Below are 24,656 nucleotides of genomic sequence, written 5' to 3'. Positions count from 1 at the left end.
GAGGCGCGTTGCCGCACGTGGGGGCGGTTCCTACAGTGCGGGTCCAGGATCGCCGCCACTGATCCGAGACCCGGTACGCACCCCACGAGGAGACCGGAGACCGCATGAATCCGACGCCGGAATCCCAGGGCCGGCTCGACGACGCGTCCGGCGAGCCGGACGCCACCGGGGGATCGCCCGGGACCAGCAGCCGCGCGCCCGAACCGGCGCCGCTCGACGTCCACGGCCCGGCCCGCGTGATCGCCGTCGCGAACCAGAAGGGCGGCGTCGGCAAGACGACGTCGACCATCAACCTCGGCGCCGCACTCGCCGAGTACGGCCGCAAGGTGCTGCTCGTCGACTTCGACCCGCAGGGAGCGCTGTCGGTCGGGCTGGGTGTGCAGCCGCACCAGCTCGAGTCGACGATCTACAACCTGCTGATGGAGCGCGACGCCGACCCGGACGACGTGCTGCAGGACACCGGTGTCGAGAACCTGGACCTTCTGCCGTCGAACATCGACCTGTCGGCGGCCGAGGTCCAGCTCGTCACCGAGGTGGGCCGGGAGCAGGCGCTCGGGCGCTCGCTCAAGCGTTTCCTGCCGGACTACGACATCGTCCTCATCGACTGCCAGCCGTCGCTGGGCCTGCTGACGATCAACGCCCTGGCCTGCGCCGACGAGGTGCTCATCCCGCTGGCCTGCGAGTTCTTCTCGCTCCGCGGGGTGGCGCTGCTGATGGACACGATCGACAAGGTCACCGACCGGCTCAACCCGGACCTGCAGCTGCTCGGCGTCCTCCCGACGATGTTCGACACCCGGACGCTGCACACCAAGGAGGTGCACGACCGGGTCGTCGAGGCGTTCGGCGAGAAGGTGTTCGACGCCGTCATCAACCGGACGATCAAGTTCCCGGAGACGACGGTCGCCGGGGAGCCGATCACCTCGTGGGCGCCGACGTCGCACGCGGCCGCGGCGTACCGGATGCTGGCCCGCGAGGTCATCGCCCGGTGACGCTGCTCGCCGACGGGCCGGGCGAGGGTGCCGCCCTCCCGGAGAACCTCGACGACGGCGACGTCGCCTCCCCGCGCAGCCGCCGGTTCACCGTGCGGCTGGCGAACTTCGAGGGCCCGTTCGACCTGCTCCTGCAGCTGATCGGCAAGCACGAGCTCGACGTCACCGAGATGGCGCTGCACAAGGTCACCGACGACTTCATCGCCCACCTCGCGGACCTCGGCGACGACTTCGACCTCGACGAGACCACCGAGTTCCTGGTCGTCGCGGCGACCCTCCTCGACCTGAAGGCGGCCCGGCTCGTCCCGGGCGCCGAGGTCGACGACGAGGACGACCTCGCCCTGCTCGAGGCCCGTGACCTGCTGTTCGCGCGGCTGCTGCAGTACCGGGCCTACAAGCAGGCCGCGCAGCTGTTCGTCGAGCTGGAGAACGGTGCGCTGCGCCGCTTCCCGCGCTCGGTGTCGGTCGAGGACCGGTACGCCGACCTCCTGCCCGAGGTCCTGCTGGGTGTGGACGCGCAGGCGTTCGCCGAGCTGGCCGCCGCCGTGTTCCGGCCGCGGCCGCCGGAGGAAGTGGGCGTCGACCACCTGCACGCGGTGCACGTGTCGGTGCCCGAGCACGCGCAGCTGCTGCGCGACCGGCTCGCCGTCGACCGGGTCGCGAGCTTCGCCGACCTCACCGCCGACTGCGTGGCGACGATCGAGGTCATCGCCCGGTTCATGGCGCTGCTGGAGCTGTACCGGGAGCGGTCGGTCGCGCTGGAACAGCCGGAGCCCTTCGCCGACCTGACCGTCACCTGGACCGCGGACCGTACCGACGACCCGGTCGCCTACGCCGCCGCGCTGGAGGACGAGGCGGCGGCCGCGGAGGAGGCCGTGCGGGCGCGGAACCGGCGGCGGCGCAAGAAGAACCGCGTCGACGACGGCGACGTCGGCTCCGGTGCCGAGGGTTCCGCTCCGGGTGGTTCCGAGGACGTCGGTGACCCCGCCGCGGACGATCCCGACGGCGAGGGTCCCGGGGCGGACTCGGCCGCGGACGACCCTTGGGTGGACGACTCCGACGCGGACGACTCCGACGCGGACGACTCCGACGCGGTCGACTCGGCCGCGGACGACACCTGGGTGGACGACCCCGAGTACGGCGACTCCGACTCCGACCTCGTCGACTCCCACTCCGGGGACTCCGGCTCGGGGGACTCCGGCTCGGGGGACTCCGGCTCGGGGGACTCCGGCCCGGGCGACTCCGGTTCGGGCGGCGTGGGCAGGTCCGCCGCGGACGGCGGCACCGTGCACGGCGAGAGGGCCGGGACGACCGGTGACTGAGCCGGACGACCGCCCGGGGTCCGACGACCCGGAGGACCCGTCCGAGCTGATGCGCCTGATCGGCCGGACGGTGCCACGCAGTCCCCACGCCGTTCCTCCCACACCCGAGGCGGACCGAGCGTTGCGCCAGGGCTCCTCCGAGGACCCGGACGTCACGCTCGACGTCGCTCGGGGCCCGGTGGAGGATCCCGTCCCCGGTGATCGGGGTGCACGTTCCGGCCCTCGTCAGGGCCATGCCGTGCAGGTCGACGGCGGTGGAGAGAGCGAGCCGGGCGTGGCGGAGCCGGTCGACGGGGCGGATCGGGCCGACGAGGAGCGGGCCGAGATGGCTGAGCGGGCCGAGATGGCTGAGCGGGCCGAGATGGCTGAGCGGGCCGAGGTGGCTGAGTGGCCCGAGGTGGCCGGGCGGGCCGATACCGGGGAGCCGAGCGAGTCCGGTGCACCGAGCGACGAGGCCGGCCACGAGGACGCCGGGGCCGCCGGGCCCGATGACGACGCCGACGAGGAGGCCGGGGAGCCCGGCACCGGGGAGCCCGACGCCGAGGACCTCGACCCCGACGACCTCGCCGACGACACCGAGCTGGAGCTCGCCCTCGAGGCCCTCCTCCTCGTCGTCGACTCACCCGTCGACGAGGGTTCCCTGGCCACGACGCTGAACCAGACGCCGTCGCGGATCCGGCAGACCCTCAACCGGATGTCGCTGGCGTACACCGCGGACCGCCGCGGCATCGACCTGCGCCGGGTGGGTGAGGGCTGGCGGTTCTACACCCGCGACCGCTACGCCCCCTACGTCGAGAAGCTGTTGCTCGACGGCCAGCGTGCCCGGCTGACCCGGGCGGCGCTGGAGACCCTCGCCGTCGTGGCGTACCGGCAGCCGGTGACCCGTGCGCGGGTGGCCGCGGTGCGGGGCGTCAACTGCGACGGTGTGCTCCGTACGCTGCTCACCCGCGGGTTGGTGGAGGAGGCGGGAACCGAGGAACAGACGGGGGGGACACTGTTCCGGACGACCGAGCTGTTCCTCGAACGGCTCGGGCTCTCCTCGGTGCAGGACCTGCCCCCGCTGGCGCCGCTGCTGCCCGACATCGACGCGATCGACGACCTGGACGGATAGACGAATGAGTACCGCACACGACCCCGACGGCGTACGGCTGCAGAAGGTGCTGGCCCGCGCGGGTGTCGCGTCCCGGCGCGCCGCCGAGGAGCTGATCGCCCAGGGCCGCGTCCAGGTCGACGGCGAGACCGTCCGCGAGATGGGCCGCCGGATCGACCCGGAGACCGCCGTCCTGCACGTCGACGGCGCCCGGGTCACCTTGCGCGACGACCAGGTCTATCTGGCGCTGAACAAGCCGGTCGGACTGCACTCGACGATGTCCGACGACCTCGGCCGCCCGTGCGTCGGTGACCTGCTCGCCGACCGGGTCGAGCTGATGAACTCCGCGCAGCGGCTGTTCCACGTCGGCCGCCTGGACGCCGACACCGAGGGCCTGCTCCTGCTCACCAACGACGGCGAGCTCGGCCACCGGCTGATGCACCCGTCGTACGAGGTGCCCAAGACCTACCTGGCCGAGGTCGAGGGGAAGATCGCCCGCGACCTGGGCCGGCGGCTGCGGGACGGGATCGAGCTGGAGGACGGCATCGCCCGCGTCGACGCCTTCAAGCTCGTCGACGCCGTGCCCGGTCGCTCCACCGTGCAGCTGATCCTGCACGAGGGGCGCAAGCACATCGTGCGGCGGATGCTGTCCGAGGTCGGGCACCCGGTGCAGCGACTGGTGCGCACCGCCGTCGGCGAGGTCCGGCTCGGCAACCAGAAGCCCGGCAAGCTCCGTCCGCTGGACCGGGTCGAGGTCGGGTCGCTGTACAAGGCTGTGGGGCTGTAGTGGCGGTCCGTGCGCTGCGGGGCGCGACGCAGGTCGACGCCGACGAGCGGTCCCAGATCCTCGACCGTTCCGCCGAGCTGGTCAGCGCGGTGCTGGAACGCAACGAGCTCGTCTCCGACGACATCATCTCGATCTGGTTCACCGCCACCCCCGACCTGTCCGCGGAGTTCCCGGCCTATGCGGCGCGGCTGCTCGGGCTCACCGACGTCCCGCTGATGTGCGCCACCGAGATGTCGGTGCCGGGCGCGCTGCCGCGGGTGCTGCGGCTGCTCGCCCACGTGGACACACCGAAGTCGCGGGCCGAGATGCGGCACGTCTACCTGCACGGGGCCCGCGCCCTGCGCACCGATCTTCCGCAGTAGGCCACCCCGCCCCCGGTGCACCGCACCGGACCGGCGAGAATGCCCTGCGGAATCATCGGCTCGACCTCATGGGGGACAGGTGGCCTTGCGGGGCGTCGTCGCGATGGACGGTCCGTCCGGGACGGGCAAGTCGACCGTCTCCCGGCGGCTGGCGCAGGCCTGCTCGGCGGCCTACCTCGACACCGGCGCGATGTACCGCGCCGCGACCCTGGCGGCGCTGCGGGCCGGGCTGACCGAGGACACCCCCGTGGAGGAGATCGCACGGGTCGCGACCGGTGCACGCATGGAGTCCGGTACCGACCCGGCGGCTCCGTCGATCACCCTGGACGGCGAGGACGTGTCGGCCGACATCCGCGGCCCGGAGGTGACCGGCTTCGTGTCGGCCGTGTCCGCGGTCCCGGAGGTCCGGGCCGAGCTGGTCGCACGGCAGCACGCGCTGATCCGGGCGGCGACCGGGGACGGCGGCGGGATCGTGGTCGAGGGCCGTGACATCGGTACCGTGGTGGTGCCGGACGCGCCGCTCAAGGTCTACCTGACGGCGTCGCCGGAGGTCCGTGCGGCGCGGCGCGGGCGGCAGGACGCGCGGGCCGGGCGGGAGTCCGACCTGCACGTCACGCTCGCCGACGTCGAGCGCCGGGACCGGCTCGACTCGTCACGGCGGATCTCCCCGCTCTACGCGGCGGCCGACGCGCTGGTGCTCGACACGGACCGGCTCTCGGCCGACTCGGTGCTGGAGCGGCTGCGCGAGCTCGTCGCGGAACGGGGGCTGGTCGGGTGAGCCCCGCCCGTGCGCTGCCGGAGCACGGGCTCGGGTGGCTGCACGACCTGGCCCGCTGGATCGGGACGTGGCTGTGGGTGCCGTTCTACCGGGTCCGGCTCCTGCACGGCGGGCGGATCCCGGCCGGGGGACCGGTGGTGGTCGTCGCGAACCACAGCGCGTTCGTCGACGGACCGCTGCTGTTCGGCATGTTCGGGCGGCGCGCGGTGTTCCTGGTGAAGGCGGAGATGTTCGCCGGGCCGCTGGCGGTGCTGCTGCCGGCCATCGGGCAGATCCCGGTCCGCCGGGACACCGTCGACCGGCGGCCGCTGACGGCGGCGCTGGGCGTGCTGCGCGACGGCGGGCTGGTCGCGGTGTTCCCGGAGGGGACCCGCGGTACCGGCGACGTGGCCGCCGCCCGGCAGGGCGCTGCCTGGCTCGCCCGGGCCGCGGGGGCGCCGCTGCTGCCGGTGGCGGTGCGTGGCACCCGCCGTCCGGACGGGGGCGGGCGCCGGTTCCGCCCGCGGGTGGACGTGCTGGTGGGCGAGCCGCTGCCGGCACCGTCGGAGCCCGGGCGGGCCGGACTGGCCGCGGCGACCACCGCCGTCGCGACGGCACTGCGGACGTTGGTCCGCGAACTGGAGACGTCCCGAGAGGGACAGCAGAGCGGCCGGATCGATCCGGCCGGGGACGTGAGTGACAGGTGAACGAGAGCAGCGGACGCGGAACGAGCACCGGCGCAGGGGACGAGTACCCCGCCGGCGTCGAGATCGGTGACGCCGCCGACCGCGCGGAGATGGACCGGCTGGGCCTGGACCCCGCCGAGTTCGTGGCGGTCGACGAGGAGGGCCGCGTCGCGGCCGGCATCGACCCCGACGAGGTGCTGGCGACCCCGACGCTGGCCGTCGTGGGACGACCGAACGTGGGCAAGTCCACGCTGGTCAACCGGATGCTGGGACGTCGCGAGGCGGTCGTGCAGGACGTGCCGGGGGTGACCCGCGACCGCGTCGTCTACGACGGGTTGTGGAACGGCCGCCGGTTCAAGCTGATGGACACCGGTGGCTGGGAGCCGGACGCGGACGGATTGCAGGGTTTCGTCGCCCAGCAGGCCGAGACGGCGATGCGGACGGCCGACGCCGTCCTGCTCGTCGTCGACGCCTCGGTCGGCGCGACCGCCACCGACCAGGCGGCCGCGCGGGTGCTGCGCCGCGCGAAGGTGCCGGTCATGCTGGCCGCGACGAAGGTCGACGACGACCGGCTCACCTCCGACACCGCCGAGCTGTGGCGGCTCGGGCTCGGCCAGCCGCACCCCGTCTCGGGCCTGCACGGCCGCGGCTCCGGTGACCTGCTCGACGCGATCCTCGAGGTGCTGCCCGAGACCCCGCGCGACGACTTCGGCGCCTCCGGTGCCGGTCCGCGCCGGGTCGCGCTGGTCGGCAAGCCCAACGTCGGCAAGTCCAGCCTGCTCAACAAGCTCGCCGGCGAGGAGCGGTCGGTCGTGCACGACGTCGCCGGCACCACCGTCGACCCGGTCGACTCCCTGGTCGACCTGGACGGCGAGGTGTTCCGGTTCGTCGACACCGCCGGCCTGCGCAAGCGGGTCAAGATGGCGTCGGGCATGGAGTACTACGCGAGCCTGCGGACGAGCTCCGCGATCGAGGCCGCCGAGGTCGCGCTGGTGCTCATCGACGCGTCGCAGCCGATCGCCGAGCAGGACCAGCGGGTCCTGACGATGGTCGCCGAGGCAGGCCGGGCGCTGGTGATCCTGTTCAACAAGTGGGACCTCGTCGACGAGGAGCGCCGCCACCAGCTGACCCGGGAGCTGGAGCGCGACCTGATCAGCGTCCGCTGGGCGGAGCGGGTCAACGTGTCCGCGCTGACCGGCCGGGCGACCCAGCGGGTCGCGCCCGCGCTGCGCCGGGCACTGGAGTCGTGGGACACCCGCGTGCCCACCGGCCGGCTCAACCAGTGGCTCAGCGACCTGGTCGCCGCCACCCCGCCGCCGGTGCGCGGCGGCAAGCAGCCGAAGATCATGTTCGCGACGCAGGCGCAGACCCGTCCGCCGACGTTCGTGCTGTTCAGCTCCGGCTTCCTCGAGGCGGGCTACCGGCGTTTCGTCGAGCGGCGGCTGCGTGAGGAGTTCGGCTTCGGCGGCTCGCCGATCCGGGTCTCGGTGCGGGTGCGCGAGAAGCGCCCGCGCTCGTGATGCGCGCGCTCCGCGGCGGGACCGGGCCACAGTGGGACGTCGCCGAGGTGCCGGTGCCCGAGCCCGGCCCCGGCGAGCTGCTCGTCCGTGTCCGGGCGGCCGGCGTGAACCGGGCCGACCTGCTGGCGCTGGCGGGCGGTTACCCCGTCCCGCACGCCGATCCGGACGGCACGTTCACGGCCGGGATGGAGCTGGCCGGCGAGGTCGTCGGCGCGGGCCCGGGAACCGCAGGCCGCGGACTGGGGGACCGGGTGCTCGCGACGGCGCCGGCCGCGTTCGCCGACTACGCCGTCGTCGACGCGCGGCGGGCGCTGCCGGTCCCCGCCGGGCTGGCCTGGACCGACGCCGCCGCACTCCCGGTCGCGCTGGAGACCGTGCACGACGCGCTGGTCACCCAGGCCGGGTTCGACGGCGGGTCGGTGCTGGTGCTCGGCGGGACGACGGGCGTCGGCCAGGTCGCGATCCGGCTGGCCGCGGCACTCGGTGCCGCCCCGGTGCTGGCGACGACGACCTCCCCGGCGAAGGCGGGCTCGCTGCGGTCCGCGGGCGCCGAGCCGCTGGTCGGTACCGACGGGCTCGCCGCCGCCCTGCGGGAGGCGACCGGTGGGGCCGGCGTCGACGTCGTCCTCGACCTCGTCGGTGGCGACCACCTCGCCGCGGCACTGGGCGGCATCCGGATCGGCGGCACCGCCGTCCAGATCGGACGCCTCGCCGGGCCGGCCGCGACGCTGGACCTGAACACGCTGTCGTTCCGTCGGCTGCGGCTGATCGGCACGACGTTCAGCGTGCGTGGTGCCGACGAGCGCGCCGCCGTCGCCGGCGCGCTCACACCGGTGCTGGACCTCGTCGCCGACGGCCGGGTACGCGCCACCGTCGACCGGGTGGTCCCGCTCGCCGAGGCCGCCACGGCGGCCGACCTGCTCCGGTCGGGAGAGGTGACGGGGAAGGTCGTCCTCGACCTCTCCGACGCCGCCGCGGCACCGCTGTAACCGATCGGGGGCCGTGGCCGAGACCGCTCCCGTGACGGTGGTCGAGCGATGGTGGATCTGGCGCGTACGCGCGGCGTGCGAGATCGCGCTGGCCCACCGTGGCGGTGACGAGCTGGTCGACGACGCGCGCACCGAGGCGTCCTGGTACGCCGACATGATGCACCCGTGGGACGGGCGCGGCTGCGAGCCGGACGCCCGCGTGCTGGCCTGGCTCAGCATCCTCGTCGCCCGGTGGGTCGTGGCCGACACGGCATGAATCGGACCGACGGGCTGGATCGGTACATGCCCTCTCACTAATCTGTGCACCGTGAGCGACACTCCGGCCGAGCGGACCTTCCACGGCCGCGGCGCCGAGCTGGAGCTCCTGCGCGCCGCGCTGGCCGGGACCGCGGAGCGCGGCGCGTCGGCCGTGCTGCTCGGCGGTGACGCCGGCGTCGGCAAGACCCGGCTGGTCACCGAGTTCGGGCGGGCGGCCGCGGCCGACGGTGCGGTCGTGCTCACCGGCCGGGCGCTGGACATCGCCGACGCGCCGTCGTTCTGGCCGGTCGTGTCGGCCCTGCGGGCGCACGCCCGCTCGGTGCCGGGGCCGCTCGCCGGGGTGTTCACCGAGGCGCTCGACCGGCTCGACGACACCGGCCGCGCCGTCGGGGACCGGGTCGGGATGCTCGCGCAGCTCTCGGCGCTCGTCGGACGGGCGGCCCGCCCGGGGCCCGTGGTGCTCGTCGTCGACGACCTGCACTGGGCCGACCGGTCGACCCGCGACCTGCTCGCCTACCTGCTGGCCGGCCTCGCGACCGAGCCGGTGCTCGTCGTCGGCACCTACCGCGACGACCCCACCGGCGGGACGCCCGCCGTACTGCTGCCGCTGGTGACCGAGCTGCGCCGGCACCGCACGGTCTCCTTCTCCCAGGTCGGGCCGCTCCCGCGGGCCGAGCTGGCCGAGCTGGTCGGGCGGTGGATGCCGGACCGGCCCGATCTCGAACCCCTGGTGTGGGCGCACTCGGCGGGCAACGTGTTCCTCGCGGAGGAGACCGTCCGCGCGGTGCAGGACGGGGACCCGACCGGCGTGCCGCAGACCGTGCGCGAGCTGGTCCGGGCCGGGGTCGCGGGACTGTCGCCGCAGGCGCAGGACGTCGTGCGCGCGGTCGCCGCGGGCGTCGGCGACGTCGAGCACGCCCTGCTGGCCACGGTGCTGGACGCACCGGGTGCCGAGTTGGCGACGGCCGTACGGGAGGCCGTCGACGGCGGGTTCGTCGTGGTCACCGCCGCCGACGGGTACGCGTTGCGGCACGGACTGATGGCCGAGGTGGTCGCCGGCGACCTATTGCCCGCCGAGCGGGTGGAGCTGCACGGGCGGTACGCGCGGGCCGTCGCCGGGTCCGTGGCACGGCCCGGCACCGCGGCCCGGCTGGCGCACCACTGGCAGCGGGCCGGGCGCCCCGCCGAGGCGCTGGAGGCGACGCTGGCGGCGGCGGAGGAGGCCGAACGGCTGCGCGGGTACGCCGAGGCGCACCGGCACTGGCTGCGGGCCGCGACGCTGCCCGTCCCAGGGGCGGACGGCGCCCGCGGTGGATACCTGGAACGGGCGGCCGCGGCGGCGGACCTCGCGGGCGACCACGACTCCGCGGTCGCGCTGCTGGCCGAACGCCTCGCCGACCCGGACGGCCCGTCCGGGCTCGACGAGGCCGTGCTGCGCGCCCGGCTGGGCCGCTACCTGATGTCGGCGGGGCAGGCGGGGGAGGCGGAGGAGGCCTACCGGCGGGCAGCGGCCGCGCTCCCCGAACCCCCCGGCCCCGACGCGGTGCCCGGGGACCCGGCCACCGCGCCCGGTGTCCGCGCGGACGCGCTGCCCGTCGACCCGGCCGACGGCGCCCGCGCCGAGGTCCTCGCCGGGTACGCGTCGGCGCTGCTCGCGCGCGCCGACTACGTCGCCGCCCGGGAGATGGCCCACCGCGCGCTCGTACCGGCGCGGCGGGTCGGCGAGCCGCGGGCGCTGGCGTCGGTGCTGGGGGTGCTCGGGTTCGGCGCGGCACACTCGCGCGACGGCACGGCCGGGATGGAGGCGCTGTCGGAGGCCGTCGGCATCGCGGAAGCGACCGGCGACCCGGCGACGCTGGGGGAGTGCCTGCTGCGGCGCGCGGCACTCCTGTCCGGCCCGCTCAACGCCCTCGACGAGGGCGTCGCCGAGGCCCGTGCGGGCGCCGACCGCATGACCGCGCTCGGCCTCGGCCGCACGGCGGCGGTGTCGCTGCGCGCGGAGGCCGCGAACGGGTTGTTCCGCAAGGGGGCGTGGGACGAGGCCGAGCACGAGGTCGCGACGGCCTGGGCGGCCGCACCGGCCGGCTCGGAGATGATCGAGCTCCGGCTCGCCCGTGCCCGGCTGCGGATGGGGCGCGGGGACCTCGACGGCTCCGACACCGACCTCGCGGCCGTCGAGCTCGTGGCCGGATCGACCGGCCTGCCGAAGCTGCGGCTCCCGCTGCTGATCCTGCGCGCGGGCCTCGAGATGTGGCGCGGCCGCCCCGGGACGGCGTTCGACCACGTCGGGACCGGTCTCGACGTCGTCGACTCCGGCATCGACGACGTCTTCGCGGTCGCGCCGCTGCTCTGGCACGGCGCCCGGGCACAGGCCGAGGCGTTCCTCGCCGGGCAACCCGTCGACGCCGGTGCGGTACGCCGGCTGCGCCGCCACCGCCGCGAGCTCACCGCCCGCGGGGAACGCTCCGACCCGGCGCTGCGCGGCGTCCTCGCCACCTACGAGGCGATGTGCACCGCGGAGGACGCCCGGACCACCGCCGGCGCCGACCCCGGCACCTGGGGCCGGGTGGCCGACCTCCTGGAACGGCTGGGCCAGCCCTACCCGACGGCGTACGCGCGGCTGCGCAGCGCCGAGGCCCTCCTCACCGGCCGGCGGGCCACCGGTGCCGCCGAGCTGGCCCGGGCCGCGGCGGGGGCGCGGGCGCTGCGCGCCGAACCCCTGCTGGCCGAGATCGCCACCGTCGCGCGGAGGGCCCGGATCGCGGTCCCGGACCTGCCGGACCTGCCCGCGGGCAACGGCGGCCCGGTCGCCGTGCCCGGGCCGTCGTCGCCGGTGGACCACCCCTTGGGCACGCTCACCGGGCGTGAGCTGGAGGTCCTCCAGGTCCTCGCCGCGGGTGCGACGAACAAGGAGATCGCCGCCCGGCTGTTCATCGCGCCCAAGACGGTCGGTGCGCACCTGGCACGGATCTTCGCCAAGCTCGGCGTGACGAACCGGACCCAGGCCGCCGGCGTGCTGCGGCGGCACCTCCCGGAGGCGGGCGTCGTCGAGCACGGGGGCGTGCCGGATTAGGGCGCTCCCGGACGCGGTCTAGGGCATACGCCCGATGGCGGCGGGCGACCACCGGTCGATGCTGGTCTCCTCGCCGATCCCGCCGGGAGGCCCGGATGACCACCATGACGGAGCGCCCGCCGGGCGTGCCGGGGGCCGGCCCACCACACCTCGCCCCGCGGATCGGCCGGCTGCTCGCGACCGTCCCGGACGACGTCGACGGCGTCGTCCGGCACCTCGAGCGGTTGCAGGAGATGCTCGTCGAGGACCACGGCCGCCGCGACGGCGTCGCCGCCTTCAACCAGCTCCACCTGCGGATCACCCGGGACATCAGGGCCCAGCTCGACGACGACCACGTCCCCGGCAAGGACTTCCTGGCCCGGCTGGACGTCGAGCTCGCCCGCCGCTACCTGCAGGCGCTGCGGGCCTCGGTCGCCGGCGGCGTCCCGCCGCGCTCCTGGGCGGTGCTGGTCGACCGGCGGTCGCAGCGGCGGGTCTCCCCGGTGCAGCTCGCCGTCGTCGGGGCGAACGCGCTGGTGAACCTCGATCTTCCGGCCGCGGTCGTCCGCACCTGCACGGTGCTGGGCCGCGGTGCGCCCGGAGCGGCCGAGCGGGCCGACTGCCGGGCCGTGCACGACGTCGTCACCCAGCACCTTGCCGCGCTCACCCGGGACGGCGCGAGCTGCTGCATCGCGATCGTGCTGCCCCGGGAGATCGCGTGGCGACAGGCCCTCGAACTGTGGGACCGGCGGTCACGCCCGACCGCCTACGAGCGCGAGATCGACGCCCTGGACCGGCGCACCGCGCTCCTCGGACGGGGACTCCTGACACCGGGAGCCCTGACATGACACCCGCCCGTGTGGGGGACGGGCGGGTGTCGTGGTCACGACCGGCCGACGGCGGTGGCGGCGCGCTCGCCAGCGGCGCCGTGCTGGTGCTCGACGACCACCAGCTCGTCGGCACGTCGCTGGCGACGGCACTGCGCCGGGACGGCGAGGACGCACACTTCGTCCCCGCGCACTCCGAGATCGACGTGCGGCGGGCCGTCGACGGCGTCGTCCCCGGCCTGCTCGTCCTCGACCTCGACCTGGGCCGCGACGAACGGGGCCGCCGGGTCGACACGATCCCGCTGATCCCCGAGCTGCGCCGCGCGGGCTGGCGGATCCTGGTGCTCTCGGGGAGCTCCAACCCGCTGCGGATCGGCGCGGCCCTGCACCACGGGGGATTCACGTGGGTGCCGAAGTCGGCGGCGATGCCCACGCTGCTCGTGAACATCCGCGAGGCCCGCGCGGGCCGGTCGTTGCTGAAGCCGACCCAGCGCGAGGAGCTCGTCCGCCGGTACCTGGAGTGGGACGCCCGCCAGCAGTCGGTCCGGGGCCGGCTCGCGGCGCTGACCCGACGCGAGCGGGAGGTGCTCGACCTCCTCGCCGGCGGGATGCGCGCGCAGGCCATCGCGAACCACTTCGTGGTGTCGCTGCCGACCGTCCGGACGCAGGTCAGGGCGGTGCTCGGGAAGCTCGAGGTGGGGTCGCAGCTGGAGGCCGTGGCGCTGGTGCGCAGCCTGGACCCGGGGGACGACACCCCCGGAGTTCCGGCGCCGGGGGTGAGGTAGTGTTGCTCTCGCTCCGCGAGGGGCGGCCGGGACGTGGCGCAGCTTGGTAGCGCACTTGACTGGGGGTCAAGGGGTCGCAGGTTCAAATCCTGTCGTCCCGACGGTCTGATTGACGGCCCGTTGGACTGGTAAATCGCCAGGTCAGCGGGCCGTTTCGCTGTTGCGGCGGCGATCTTGGTCCCGCTCATCCGGCGGCCTCCTGGGGACCGTTTGGGGACCGCGGGGCGCGCAGGAAGGCCGTGAGGGAGTCCCCGGCGGCCGATACCGCGGCCTGGTCGGGGTGCAGGTAGCGCTGGGTTGTGGTCAGCGATCCGTGTCCGGCGATCTTGCGTAGGACGTGCACCGGGACGCCGGCGTCGGCCATCCAGGTCAGGCCGGTGTGTCGCAGCCCGTGCCGTCGTAGGTGCTCGAACCCGAGCTGTGCGACGACCTCGTCCCAGTGGGTGGCGTCCCGGAACACCGCGGTCGTGATCCGGCCGCCGCGTGGCCCGGTGAACATCCGGGCGTCGGGCCGGCCCTCCACGACCTCGATCCGGTGCCGCACCAGATCCCGCACCTCGGCGATCAGCGGGACGAAGCGAGCCCGCTTGCCCTTGGTGCCCTTGTCGACGAGGCCGCCGGGGGAGGGCGTGGTCTGCCGGCGGACGGTCCAGAGCCACCGGCCGGTGTCGATGTCGGCGACCCGGACCCCGGACACCTCGCCGATTCGGGCCGCGGTGCAGGCGGCGAAGATCGTGACGTCGCCCCAGCCGCGGAAGCGTCCGGATGACCGGTCGACCAGCGCGTCGGCCAGGCGGCTCAGGGCTTCCCAGTTCGGCAGCGCGAGGGCGCGGGGGTTGTCCAGCTCGTCCTCGGCCTGGCGGTACGCGTACTGCCAGCCGGTGACCCGGGCGGGGTTGCGGTCGATGATCCCGTCCCGGACGGCCTGTTCGAGCACCCGCACGAGGATGGCCAGGCTGTTCTTCACCGTGGAGCGGCTGCACTCGTCGGCGATCCACTGCTGGACGGCGCGGTCGACGGCGCCGTTGGTGACCATCCGGACCGACAGGTGCCCGAGTGTCGGGACCACGCGGTACTTCCAGCCGGCCAGATAGGGATCGTGGGTCTTGGACTCCAACCCGCGCAGCGCCAGCGGCATCACGGTCTCGCCGTAGTCGGCGAGGGTGCGGGTCGCGGTGACCGGGTCGACGCCGGCTGTCGCGAGCCGCTGTACCTGGTTGATCCAGCCCTGTGCGGCCTCGGCCGTGTCGAACGCCTCGGACTTCGAGTGCCGTTGCCGGGTGGCCGGGTCTGTCCAGCGGACGCGGGCCCGGTAGGGCTGCGGGCGGTCGGGCCGGTGCTCGACGTCGCCGCGGATGGAGACGCCCAGCGGTAGCCCGTGATCCGGCGGGCCCATCACGCGGCCCTCCCGGGATCGATGCGGCGGCTCCGTAGCCAGGTCTCGACGTCGGCCGCGCTGTACATCGTCACGCGGGACGAGACGCGGACGAACGGCGGTCCCTGTGGCGGTCGAGCGGTCCGCCAGCGGCGCACGGACGACGGGTCGACGCCCAGCAGTTCCGCCAGTTCGTCGGTGGAGTACCAGCGTCCGAGCAGTAGATCAGCAGTCATGGTCATCACCTCCGTGGTGGGGCTTGGTCAGGCTGTCGTGCTGGTCAGTTCCTCGCGGGCGGTGCGCCTCCTGGCGCGGGCCTGGGCGGCGGCGGTGTTGGCCAGGAGGGCGTCGGCGGTGGTGTGCCAGCCGATGCCGGCGAAGTGCAGGGAGGAGATGACGACCTCGGTGGTGTCCTCGCTGTCGTCCAGGCGCTCGATCTCATCGGCGGTCGGGCCGGTGTTCGCGTGGTCGCGTTGCCAGTCGCGGCGGGCCTGCCGCAGGGCGGTCAAGGTCGTAGAGTAGCGGCGGGAGCGGGTGGAGAAGTGCCCGGCGAATCCGAGCATGTGCGCCCACCGCCAGAGCCGTCCCCAGGAGGCGGACCAGTCGTCGGGGTCCCAGCCACCGGGGCGCTGACCGAGGCGCCAGCAGGCGTCGATCTGGCGCCCGGTGTGGGTGGCGTGGTCGGTGTAGGAGCGCACCGTGTCCGGCCGCAAGCGGGTGGAGAGGTGCCCGGCGGTCTCGGTGGCCTTGGTGGCGTACTTGGCGAGGTAGGCGGCGACCGCGGTGGTGGTGATCTCGGCGTGGTCGTCGAGGTCCCGGGGTGCGAGGCGGACCGGGCGGGGGTCGACCTGGGTGCCCCACTCGATCCACCAGCCCGACCGCCGGTAGGGGTGCGGTTCGGTGGCGAACCCGACCCCGGTCACCGCGGAGCGCAGCAGCAGCGCCACCTGGGCGGCGGAGATGCCGGGTGGGGGCGGCAGGGTGAGTTGGGACAGGTTCGGGTCGGGGTCGCGGCCGTCGAGGCGTACGAGGGCGTGCAGGTGGACCGCGCCGCGGGCCTGGAATTCAGCGACCTTCGTGTAGGACAGGCGCAGCTTGGCGCCGGACAGTTTCTCGAGCGGACGCAGGCCACGGTTGGCGGCGATCATGGTGCGGCGCCACAGCTCGCCGACGTGCATGTTCCACACGGCTTGGTGGGGGTGGTCGTAGCAGTCCAGACACAGCGGCCGGCCCACGCGTGGGTCGTCGTCGGTGTGGCGTTCCCAGCAGGCGTGTCCGGTCCCGTGCTCGCAGGTGGTGTCGTCGCGGCGGGGGCGGCAGGGCAGTGCTCGGCCGCGGTGGTCGGTGCGGTGGGCGTGGACGGGTCCGAAGGAGGGGGCGGTGACGGTCAGGAACACGCACGGATGCCCCGCCACGCTGGCTGGGGTGCCTTTGCCGCCGACCAGTCCGGCGGTGACGAGCTGGAAGGTGTCGGCGCGGTAGGTCTCGGCGCACGACGGGCAGACGGAGGCGCGGCGGTTGCCGCAGGCGGTGTAGATCAGCCCGTCGGGCATCTGCGAGGTGTGCCGCTCGCTGGTGATGCGGCCGGTCGAGGTCTCGACCCGGAACACCGTCCCGGACAGGCGGACCGGGTGGGCGCAGCCGGCGGCGGGGGTGACGTGGCGTAACCAGCCGGTGACGTCGTCGCGTCGGTTCGCGGCGGCGACGAGTTCGGCGGGCGGGGTGTCGCCGGCCAGGCGGGACAGCCGTCGCGCCGCGAGGTGCTCGACGGTGGCGTTGTCCCGGCGGCCGGTGCCCATGTCAGCTCACCCGGGCCGGGTTGGTGTGGCGGGCGCGCTCGGTGGCGGCGCGGGCCCAGTCGGCAGCGGCCTGTCGGGCACCGGTCTGCGCGGCGCCGACCGCGGCAATGTAGACCAGCGGGATCGCGTGATCGGCGACCGTGGCGCGGCCCAGCACCGCCCACCAGCGCGCTTCCCGGGCGTAGAGGGCAGCGATCGCGGTGCGCCAGGCGACCGGCGAGAGTGCGCCCCGGTCGTAGCGGGCGCCGACCCGGATCCGGTCGGCGTCGGTACGGCGCACCCCGGCGTAGACCAGGTCCGCCACCGACGGCCGGGCGGTCATGATCCGCTCCCGGGCTGCTGGTCGAGGTCCTGGCCGTGGGCGATCCCGGCGGCGAGGCGGCGCAGCGCGGCGCGCTCGACGAGGGCGTAGACCTGCTCGTCGGACAGGTAGGCGGCCTTGACCCGGCGCGGGACGCCGCCTTCGGCGAGGAGGAACCCGATCCCCTTCGTCTCCGGCGCCACGCTGGCGGCGGTGTGGCCGCGGGTGGCCCAGCCGTGTCCGAGCACGATGTCCGAGGAGGTGTCGGTGGTGCAGCGGAACGCCCACCGGTACCCGAACAGATCCCGCAGCGACGTCGGGATGATGTCCGCGGACGGCCGCTGCGTCGCGGCCACGACGATGATCCCGGCCGCGCGGCCGCGGGCCACCAGGTCCCGCACCAGCACGGAGAAGGCTTCCTGCTCGCGCTTGGTGCCGACGGTGGCGGAGAAGTAGGCCAGCTCGTCGAGCACCACGACGATCGGCGATACCCCGTCCGACGGTGCGATCTTGCGGCGGCGCTCGTTGTCGAGGACGGCGTAGCGGGAGTCCATCTCGGATTGCAGGTCGAGCAGCGCCGAGGTGGCGTCGTCGAGGCTGTTGGCGATGAACCGTTCCGCGCACGTGCGCCAGAGTCCGAGTTCGACGATCTTGCCGTCGAACAACCAGAGTCGGCAGTCGGTCGATAGGGCGGCGTGGGCGACGATGTTGTTCAACCCCACCGACTTGCCCGCCCCGGGTTCCCCGGCGAGCAGCATGTTCCGGTAGATCAGCGGGACCCGGATGGGCCGACCGTTCTCGCCGACGCCGAGGTGGATCGGCTCCCAGATCGACGGACCCTCATCGGCGCCGCGTTCGCGGCGGCGGGCGGTGTACTCGTCGACCCAGCGAGCGAGCGCCAGCAGCGGGCGGCCCAGCCGGCCGGGCTCCGGGCCGTCGTCGAGCGCGTGCAGCGGCAGGGTGGGCGGGTTCGGGTGCTCAGACATAGTCCGACCAGTCCCCACCACGCCCGCCGGGCTGCGGGCTGTCGAGCGCTGGGCGCGGGAGCGCCGGGAGCACCGGCCGGGACGGCTTGGGCCGCGGTGCCGGGGTTTCGGTACCGCGATCGTTGGTTGGCCATTCCTCGTGGACGTCGCCGGCGGCGTAGCGGAACAGGTCCGAGCGGATCAGGTTCGGCGCGAGCGGGTCGCGACGGATGATCTCGACCCGGACGACGTTGATCGACGACGGCCAAGCGGTCACCCGGGCCTCCCGGGCGAAGCAGGTCGCGGCCAGCTCCTCGGCCTGCTCCTCCACCGCGTGCGGGCCGATCCCGGCGCGCAGGAACAGCCACACCACCTCACCGACCCGCGTCGGACGCGCCCACACTGTCAGCGGGCACGCGCGGGAGCGGGAGTTGAGGACGCGGCACTCCAACAGGGCCTGGCGGACCCGGTGGCGGGTGAGCACGGCTTGGGCGCGGTGGAACAGGAACCGGCGCGTCCACGGCAGCCCGGCCAGCAGCAGTCCGACCGCGGCGAACAGGACGGGGCGGGTGGTGGCGTCCAGGCCGGTACCCGGGACCCCGACCACGACGCCGTCCGGGCCGGGGGCGTGGTCCGGTCCGAGCGCGACCCAGGCCGTAAGCAGCAGCGCGAGGACGAGCAGCTCGGCCCGCAACCTCAGCAGCAGCGCGAGAACGCGGATGGCGGGGTTGCGGGGCGGTGCAGAGATGATCTCGAAGGAATCGACGCGGGACTTCCCGACACCGAAGGAGCGGGACGGTGTGGCGTTGCGAGGCATCAGGGATCGGCCTTCCAAGCGACTGAACGAGCAGCAGCGGGGAGCGTGAGCAGCGCCGGGGGAGAGGGCCGGGGCTCCGGGGAAGTGAGTCCCGGCCCTCTCCACCGACCAGACAGCGGCAGAACCGGCGCTCAGGAGGCCTTGGAGGCCGGCGCGTGCGCGGGCTCGATCCGGTCGGCCTTGAACGCCACACCGGAGCGCTGGCCCTGCTGCCACGGGATCGCGATCAACGCGACCGGGCGCACCTCGGCGCCCTGCTCCACCGCCGGGGCACCCGGGGTAGTGATGGTCAGGATCTCGGCGCCCTCGTCGTCGACCTTGACCAGCTGCGTGGTGAACAACGGCGCCCCGGTCTGCCGGTCGGTGCGCTGCCGGCCGTCCATGTCGTTCTTCGGACGCGGAGCCGCACCCACGGTGAAACGGGTGCCGCTGGTGTCCACCTTGATCGTTGCCATGACGGTCCTCCTGGGACTCGCGCCCTGTCGTCCCGACTCTCGGGGGAGCGCCTACCAAGGAAAACCGCAGCTCAGAGGTTCGACCCGCACGAAAATGCGACCCGCACAGACGTACGGGTCGCGGGTCTTACCGGGTCAGGTGTCGCGGCCGGGGAGGGCAGCGACAGCGTCGACGACCCAGCGTGGGTCGAAGCTGTCGACTACCTGTCCACCAGTACCAGAGGGCACGGGCTCCGGCCCCGTGACGTGGCCGACACGCGGGTCGAGGAACCGGACGCCCGCTGTCGTCAGCCGGTCGAGGGTGCCGGCCCAGGCCGGGTGTCCCCAGAGCCGGTCATTGACCATCAGCGTCGCCAGGACCGGGGCGCCGGTGCCGAGTGCGTCGCACAGGGCGCCGGTGACGTGATTGTCCATGATCCCGGCGGCGATCTTGTTGGCGGTGTTGAACGTCAGTGGGAACGCCACGACCCGGTCCGGGCGTGGTGTCCGGCGCTGCTCGGTGGCGTGCCGGCGTCGGGTGACGATCTCGTGCTCTGCGATGGCGGCGAGCTTGTCGGGGTCGACCCACTCGGCGCCGGCCTCGCTGACGCCGATCGACAGTTCCCAGCCCTGGTCGGCCAGGGCGCGTGCGACATCGGGTGCGCGGGCGGCCAACGGTGCGCCGCAGACCACGAACCCGAGTGGTGCCGTCATGGCACCTAGTCCAGCACACCGGCCCGGGTTGCGAGCGCCTGCAACGCGTTGCCGTTGCCGCGCTTGGCCCGCGCGAGCATCATCCGCATGATCTCGCGGGCGACGACGTTCTGGGCCACGGCCTCCGGAGCGGCCTTCTCTGCGGCCAGGAGGTTGAGCGTGGCCTCGGCGTCCCGACGACGCTGTGCCTGCGCCCAGGCGAGATCCAGGTTGACCTGCGCTCGGCGCGACGACAACCCGGTTGGGAGGGCGTCGAGGTCCACCGCGGCAGCGGCGTCGAGCGCACCGCCCGGGTTGCCGAGCTCGGCCGCGACCGACACACGGTGGATCGCGACGTTCGTCGGCCCGAACGCTGTCCAGGCGTAGTTCGCATCGTGGCCCAGCAGATCGGCCAACGCGGATGCCTCGGCCAGCCGGCGTTCGGCCTCCCACTGCTCGGTCCGCCGCGCCGCGATCACGGCCGCGATCAGCCACAGTGCCCCGGTGACCGACACCAGAGCCGGGTCGTCGGAACGTACTGCCGGGCCGAGTTGCCCGGCCATGCGCATCGCGAGTTGCTCGGCCTGGTCGACCTGATCGGAGCGCAGCAGCGCGGTCACGACCTGGTAGACCGCCATGCCCTGCGCGGCCGGGGAGTTCGCGCGACCAGCCGCCATCGCGGCCCGGTCCGCCGTCACCGCGCCCAGGTCGCCGACGCCGAGCTTGGTCAACAGCTTGGAGGCTACGACGTAGGTCTCGACGTAGGACAGCGCTGCTTCTCGATCGTCCGTACCGGAATGCAGCAATGCGGCATCGGCGTTCGCGATCAATTTTGGAATGTCGCGGACAACGCTCGCGTATCGAGCCGCTTGGTAATTTGTGTGCGCCTCGGATGCCGAGCGTCGGACCTCTGCTAGTTCGGGGACCGTGTCATTCCCGCCGAGCAGGCCCGTGTATTGGTTGAGCGCGGTACGCACGCTCTCGATGCCCTCGGCGCGCTGCCCACCGTTCGGCGCGAGCTGCCACGGTGTGCCGGTCAGCGCTTGGACGTCGACGTGCAGCAGCCGCGAGAGGTCCAGCAGGACAGACATCCTATCGACCGAGCGGACGCCCCGCTCGACCTGCGACAGCCAGGACTCCGAGCGGCCGATGAGGCCTGCGAGCGCAGCCTGGCTCATGCCACGGCGCCGCCGGTAGGTGGCGATCCGCTTGCCAATCGAATCCTCGGGCACGCCTCATTGTCTCACATCACGATGATCGTTTCCGCCCTTTCGGGCGTCGAATTGCCACTGCGGACGGGCGCGATCTTCCGGACGTACCTTCCGGTCGGTGAGGACTTTCTTTACGTCTTCAAGCCGGCCCTGACGGGCCGGACGGGCGGCGTCGCTGCCGGTTCGCCTCCTGCCTCCGGCCCGGCGACCGGCGCGCGCACGCCCGCCACCGGCAGACCAGCTCGGAACGCGAGAAGACCGCACCCCGGAACGGCCGAAGGTGCGGCAACAAGACTGAGCCCGGCCCGGGTGCATCTCAGGGTTTCGGCCTGAGGCGAGCAGGTCGGAACGGGACGACGATGCGGACATGGCCACCGAGACGCTGTTCGTCGCCATCCTCCTGTTCGAGTCGTCGTCATCTGCGCCGGACTACCGGCCGCTCTACCGCGAGGACATCGTCACGCTGCGGGCCCCGTCACTGAGCAACGCTCGCGATCGGGCAGAGCGACACGGACGCGACGCCCAGATCTCCTACAGCAACCAGGCGGGGGAGGAGATCAGGGATCGACTGTTGGAGGTCGTCGACGTAGCACCCGCCCTGTACGAGAACGACACCTCGCCCGCCGACCTGTACAGCCGCCACTTCCGAGACTTGACCTCCTACCGCACGTTCGAACCCCTCCTCGACGGCGAAGCCCTGTGAAAGGCCGGCCCCGCTCGGCCCAGCCCGAGGGGCTCGGTGCCCGTCACCCCACCGAGACCCGGGAGATCCCTGATGACCGACTCGATGCCCGGTGCCAGCATCCGGAACATGGAGAAGAGCGCATCCCGACCGAAAACTGAGACCAAGGCCTTCTTCGAGATCAAGGTCGGCGTCTACTGCACCGAGGTGCAAGCGAGGAGGCTGGTCGACGAGATCCAACTCCTGCTGTGTCCTGATCCGGAGCACAACGGCCCATGCCCGATCCCCTGGACGACAGCGCATTGGGACCTCGACAGGCCAGAGGCCGACGCGACCTACCCCGCGCTGGTGGAGCAAGTCCGGATCGAGCAGGGCGGAGACCAGAGCTAGCGCGCTGAGGAACGGGCAGCCCACCCCCGATGCCGGAAACGGTCGTACGTGGTCCGCGCGGCATCCAGGGCGAACCTGTGCGGGGCCCCTACCCCACACAGAACCGTCGCTGCGCGAGCGCCTGCGGCGCCCCTGGACACCCCACGGACCACGCCCAAGCCGGCCTCTATCGGGGAAGGGGCCAGCGTGGCGACTGACCACAACCGTGACCGCAACCCACCGGAGAACCGCGAGACACCACCGGACGGCCACGGATGTCTGACCAGCCAGAACAGATCCGCGACCAGGCGCCCCAGTGGCCTTGAAGGCGGACATCGTCGTGGGGACCACTTGGGGACCACACGTCGTGCGTGACCGCGAACGTCGCCTGTCCTGTCCGGGCTCACCACGTCGCCTCGAACGCGTTCGACGTGCGGAAACAGCAACTCCCACGTCCTGGGGGTCAAGGGGTCGCAGGTTCAAATCCTGTCGTCCCGACAGGCATGAGGGCCGGTATCCGAGATGATCGGGTACCGGCCCTTCGTCGTGTGACCTGCAGTTCTGTGGTCCACCCTCTCTGTCGCGCCGTCCTCCCTCGCCGGGCTCGACCTGCAGGTGAGAGTCTCCCGGGTGAGGGGTGAGCGGAGCTCATCGCGCACGTACGAGGACCCCGGAAAGGAAGTCGGTCAGTTCCTCGTGTCCGTGCAGGGGGAGAACGTGTGCGACGTAGTGATCCGGGCGGACGAGAACCATGCAGCCCTCGTCGCGGTCCACCGCTCGCATGTCGAAGATGTCGCCGGCCGCGGGGTCGGGGCAGAAGATCTTCTCGTAGTCGATGAGGCCGAATCCACCCTTGCGGGGGAGCAGGACCTCGGGCATCCGGTCCAGAGCGAGCTCCCGGTGGCCCTGCTGCAGGATCGCCCTGACATCGATCACGGTGTCGGGTGCGGCGCCGGGGGGCGTGAATCGGGTCAGCGCGGACCGGTCCGAGCCGAGGACCTCGCACAGGTCCCGGAACGTGGAACCCGCGACCGTCGGGTCCGCCCGGTCGGCGAAGAGGTAGAGGCGCCAGGCGCCGTCCGCCCGGGCGACGTGCCCGAGGTGCATAGGTGCGGCGTCGGCCAGCCGGATGACGGGGGCGGAGTGGAACCGCATCCCGACCGGGAACCCGGGGGCGAGGTACTGCGACGACCCGGCCGCGGTGATCATCGACGGTGCGTAGCGGACGGCGACGCCCGCGGTGAAGCGCCCCTGGTCGCGGAAGTACTGCTGGAACGTGGCGGGGTCGACGCCGTCCCCGTCGGCAGCGTCGGCCTCCGACGGGCGGGCGCTGAACATCGCGGCGAACTCGCGGTCGAAGTCGATGAGCTCCTGGGCGACCTCCTGGCGCTCCTGGCTGTAGGTGTGGAGGAGCTCGGGCCTGGCCGTCCCCCGGAGCACCGAGCCCAGCTTCCAGCCCAGGTTCCAGGTGTCGGCCATCGACACGTTCATGCCCTGCCCGGCCTTGGCGCTGTGGGTGTGGCAGGCGTCGCCGGCGATGAACACCCGCGGTAGGCGGGTGTCGGTCTCTCCGGCCGGGACGTCGTCGAACTTGTCGCACAGGCGCTGGCCGATCTCGTAGACCGCCCACCACCCGACGTCGTGCACCTCGATGGTGTACGGGTGCAGGATCCGGTTCGCCACGGCGGCGAGCTTCTCCGGGGTGACGTCCCGGTTCCGGAGCATGTCCTGGTCGCGGACGTTGTCGAGCTCGATGTAGAGCCGGACCAGGTAGCCGCCCTCACGCGGGATGATCAGGATGTTGCCGTCGTTGGCGGAGTGGACGGCGCACTTGAGGCGGATGTCGGGGAAGTCGGTCACCGCGAGGACGTCGAGGACGCCCCAGGACTGGTTCATCGGGTCGCCGACCAGACGGCGACCGATCGCGTCGCGGGTGCCGCTGCGCGACCCGTCGCAACCGATCACGTACCTGGCCCGGATCGTCGTGGACTCACCGGTCGGTTCCAGTCCCTCGAGGTGCCCGAGCTCGACGGTGACCGGGTGGTCGGACGAGCCGCTGGTGTCGATGCGGATGTCGTCGGCCTGCAGGCCGTAGTGCGGAGTCGTGCGGCTGGCGGACCGCTCCATGTGCTCACGCAGGTAGGCGAGCATCCGGGCCTGGTTGACGATCACGTGCGGCATCTCGGAGAGGCCCTGCTCGACGTCGTCGACACGACCGGCGCGCACGATCCGGGACCGGTCCTTCGGGTCCGGACTCCAGAAACTGACCTCGTTGACCCGATACGCCTCGTCGATCAGGCGATTGGCCAGGCCGAACGCCTCGAACATCTCGACGGTGCGGCATGCGACCCCGTCGGCCTGTCCGACCTCGAGGGGGCCGTCCTTGCGGTCGACCACCACCGTCCGGATGTCCGGGAAGTTGGCCAGCTGCGCCGCCAGGACGAGACCGGCGGGACCGCATCCGACGATCAACACATCGGTCTCGTCCGGCAGGCCGGGAGGCCGTTCCCGCACCGACGGGTGCGCGTCCTCGACGAGGGGATCGCCCGTCCTGTAACCGTCGAGATGGAACTGCATGGTTCAGGT

Annotated in this window: 24 protein-coding genes, 1 tRNA gene and 1 pseudogene; 16 read left to right on the top strand and 10 right to left on the bottom strand. The window is 73.3% G+C overall.

All coding sequences use genetic code 11. From position 1 onward, the window contains the following. Window positions 1-104 precede the first annotated feature (104 nt). The 14 genes and pseudogenes from PP1_RS04070 to PP1_RS04005 all read left to right on the top strand — a co-directional run bounded on the left by PP1_RS04070 (window position 105) and on the right by PP1_RS04005 (window position 13,525). Window positions 105-989, top strand: a complete 885-nt coding sequence (locus PP1_RS04070) for a ParA family protein (protein WP_010241425.1) — start codon at window positions 105-107, stop codon at window positions 987-989. Between the two features lie 2 nt (window positions 990-991). Then, window positions 992-1,861 (top strand): annotated as a pseudogene (locus PP1_RS04065) (segregation and condensation protein A); the annotation flags it as partial. Between the two features lie 793 nt (window positions 1,862-2,654). Further along, the gene (scpB, locus tag PP1_RS04060; protein ID WP_170918939.1) at window positions 2,655-3,422 is read left to right on the top strand and encodes an SMC-Scp complex subunit ScpB; all 768 of its coding nucleotides are present in this window, start codon (window positions 2,655-2,657) and stop codon (window positions 3,420-3,422) included. Window positions 3,423-3,426: 4 nt separating this feature from the next. After that, on the top strand, window positions 3,427-4,188 hold the full coding sequence (locus tag PP1_RS04055) for a pseudouridine synthase (RefSeq protein ID WP_010241431.1): 762 nt from the start codon (window positions 3,427-3,429) through the stop codon (window positions 4,186-4,188). After that, complete coding sequence (aroH, locus tag PP1_RS04050) at window positions 4,188-4,550, top strand: chorismate mutase (RefSeq protein WP_010241432.1); 363 nt, start codon at window positions 4,188-4,190, stop codon at window positions 4,548-4,550. The genes PP1_RS04055 and aroH overlap by 1 nt, the downstream gene beginning before the upstream one ends. 103 nt (window positions 4,551-4,653) lie before the next feature. Further along, window positions 4,654-5,328, top strand: a complete 675-nt coding sequence (cmk, locus tag PP1_RS04045) for a (d)CMP kinase (protein WP_033200533.1) — start codon at window positions 4,654-4,656, stop codon at window positions 5,326-5,328. Then, window positions 5,325-6,014, top strand: a complete 690-nt coding sequence (locus PP1_RS04040; protein WP_060572322.1) for a lysophospholipid acyltransferase family protein — start codon at window positions 5,325-5,327, stop codon at window positions 6,012-6,014. The genes cmk and PP1_RS04040 overlap by 4 nt, the downstream gene beginning before the upstream one ends. An 89-nt stretch (window positions 6,015-6,103) precedes the next feature. Continuing rightward, window positions 6,104-7,513 carry a ribosome biogenesis GTPase Der gene (der, locus tag PP1_RS04035; protein WP_060576166.1) on the top strand — a complete coding sequence of 470 codons (1,410 nt, stop codon included), beginning with the start codon at window positions 6,104-6,106 and terminating at the stop codon, window positions 7,511-7,513. Continuing rightward, the gene (locus PP1_RS04030; RefSeq protein WP_033199715.1) at window positions 7,513-8,502 is read left to right on the top strand and encodes a zinc-binding dehydrogenase; all 990 of its coding nucleotides are present in this window, start codon (window positions 7,513-7,515) and stop codon (window positions 8,500-8,502) included. Before der ends, PP1_RS04030 begins: the two co-directional genes overlap by 1 nt. A gap of 13 nt (window positions 8,503-8,515) precedes the next feature. Then, window positions 8,516-8,758: a hypothetical protein gene (locus PP1_RS04025; protein ID WP_010231558.1), complete on the top strand. Its 243-nt coding sequence runs from the start codon at window positions 8,516-8,518 to the stop codon at window positions 8,756-8,758. A 51-nt stretch (window positions 8,759-8,809) separates the two neighbouring features. Then, window positions 8,810-11,833 carry an ATP-binding protein gene (locus tag PP1_RS04020; RefSeq protein ID WP_075314169.1) on the top strand — a complete coding sequence of 1,008 codons (3,024 nt, stop codon included), beginning with the start codon at window positions 8,810-8,812 and terminating at the stop codon, window positions 11,831-11,833. A 95-nt stretch (window positions 11,834-11,928) separates the two neighbouring features. Next, a complete protein-coding gene (locus tag PP1_RS04015; RefSeq protein ID WP_010223596.1) occupies window positions 11,929-12,660 on the top strand; it encodes a DUF5995 family protein in 732 nt (243 codons plus the stop codon). Beyond that, on the top strand, window positions 12,657-13,424 hold the full coding sequence (locus tag PP1_RS04010) for a LuxR C-terminal-related transcriptional regulator (protein ID WP_139323862.1): 768 nt from the start codon (window positions 12,657-12,659) through the stop codon (window positions 13,422-13,424). Before PP1_RS04015 ends, PP1_RS04010 begins: the two co-directional genes overlap by 4 nt. 27 nt (window positions 13,425-13,451) lie before the next feature. After that, window positions 13,452-13,525, top strand: a tRNA-Pro gene (locus PP1_RS04005). Between the two features lie 83 nt (window positions 13,526-13,608). Here the strand turns inward: PP1_RS04005 and PP1_RS04000 are convergent. From PP1_RS04000 to PP1_RS03960, 9 genes are all read right to left on the bottom strand, one after another. Beyond that, entirely contained in the window at window positions 13,609-14,820 is a 1,212-nt protein-coding gene (locus PP1_RS04000; protein ID WP_010223600.1) for a tyrosine-type recombinase/integrase, read from the bottom strand. Further along, entirely contained in the window at window positions 14,820-15,035 is a 216-nt protein-coding gene (locus PP1_RS03995) for a helix-turn-helix transcriptional regulator (RefSeq protein ID WP_029239105.1), read from the bottom strand. Before PP1_RS03995 ends, PP1_RS04000 begins: the two co-directional genes overlap by 1 nt. A gap of 27 nt (window positions 15,036-15,062) precedes the next feature. Further along, the gene (locus tag PP1_RS03990) at window positions 15,063-16,598 is read right to left on the bottom strand and encodes a replication initiator (protein ID WP_010223604.1); all 1,536 of its coding nucleotides are present in this window, start codon (window positions 16,596-16,598) and stop codon (window positions 15,063-15,065) included. Between the two features lies 1 nt (window position 16,599). Continuing rightward, window positions 16,600-16,920, bottom strand: coding sequence for a hypothetical protein (locus PP1_RS03985; RefSeq protein ID WP_010223606.1), 321 nt, complete (start codon window positions 16,918-16,920; stop codon window positions 16,600-16,602). Next, window positions 16,917-17,885 carry an FtsK/SpoIIIE domain-containing protein gene (locus PP1_RS03980; RefSeq protein ID WP_010223607.1) on the bottom strand — a complete coding sequence of 323 codons (969 nt, stop codon included), beginning with the start codon at window positions 17,883-17,885 and terminating at the stop codon, window positions 16,917-16,919. Before PP1_RS03980 ends, PP1_RS03985 begins: the two co-directional genes overlap by 4 nt. Next, entirely contained in the window at window positions 17,878-18,681 is an 804-nt protein-coding gene (locus PP1_RS03975; RefSeq protein ID WP_010223609.1) for a hypothetical protein, read from the bottom strand. The genes PP1_RS03980 and PP1_RS03975 overlap by 8 nt, the downstream gene beginning before the upstream one ends. A gap of 131 nt (window positions 18,682-18,812) precedes the next feature. Continuing rightward, on the bottom strand, window positions 18,813-19,136 hold the full coding sequence (locus tag PP1_RS03970; RefSeq protein ID WP_010223612.1) for a hypothetical protein: 324 nt from the start codon (window positions 19,134-19,136) through the stop codon (window positions 18,813-18,815). A 135-nt stretch (window positions 19,137-19,271) separates the two neighbouring features. Beyond that, on the bottom strand, window positions 19,272-19,829 hold the full coding sequence (locus PP1_RS03965) for a flavoprotein (RefSeq protein WP_010223614.1): 558 nt from the start codon (window positions 19,827-19,829) through the stop codon (window positions 19,272-19,274). A 5-nt stretch (window positions 19,830-19,834) separates the two neighbouring features. Then, window positions 19,835-21,040 (bottom strand): helix-turn-helix domain-containing protein, encoded by a 1,206-nt coding sequence (locus tag PP1_RS03960; protein ID WP_010223616.1) that lies wholly within the window; start codon window positions 21,038-21,040, stop codon window positions 19,835-19,837. Between the two features lie 346 nt (window positions 21,041-21,386). Between PP1_RS03960 and PP1_RS03955 the strand changes: the two genes are divergently transcribed. Together PP1_RS03955 and PP1_RS03950 are read left to right on the top strand one after the other, a co-directional pair. Then, complete coding sequence (locus PP1_RS03955; RefSeq protein ID WP_010223618.1) at window positions 21,387-21,722, top strand: DUF4288 domain-containing protein; 336 nt, start codon at window positions 21,387-21,389, stop codon at window positions 21,720-21,722. A 72-nt stretch (window positions 21,723-21,794) separates the two neighbouring features. After that, window positions 21,795-22,091 carry a hypothetical protein gene (locus PP1_RS03950; protein ID WP_010223620.1) on the top strand — a complete coding sequence of 99 codons (297 nt, stop codon included), beginning with the start codon at window positions 21,795-21,797 and terminating at the stop codon, window positions 22,089-22,091. Between the two features lie 627 nt (window positions 22,092-22,718). Here PP1_RS03950 and PP1_RS03945 read toward each other — a convergent pair. Continuing rightward, window positions 22,719-24,647: an FAD-dependent monooxygenase gene (locus tag PP1_RS03945; protein ID WP_010223622.1), complete on the bottom strand. Its 1,929-nt coding sequence runs from the start codon at window positions 24,645-24,647 to the stop codon at window positions 22,719-22,721. Window positions 24,648-24,656: the final 9 nt, after the last annotated feature.

This window comes from Pseudonocardia sp. P1 (assembly GCF_000178675.2).
GTDB lineage: Bacteria > Actinomycetota > Actinomycetes > Mycobacteriales > Pseudonocardiaceae > Pseudonocardia.
The sequence above is the reverse complement of the archived record's forward strand: the minus strand, read 5'-3'. Positions and strand labels throughout refer to the sequence as shown.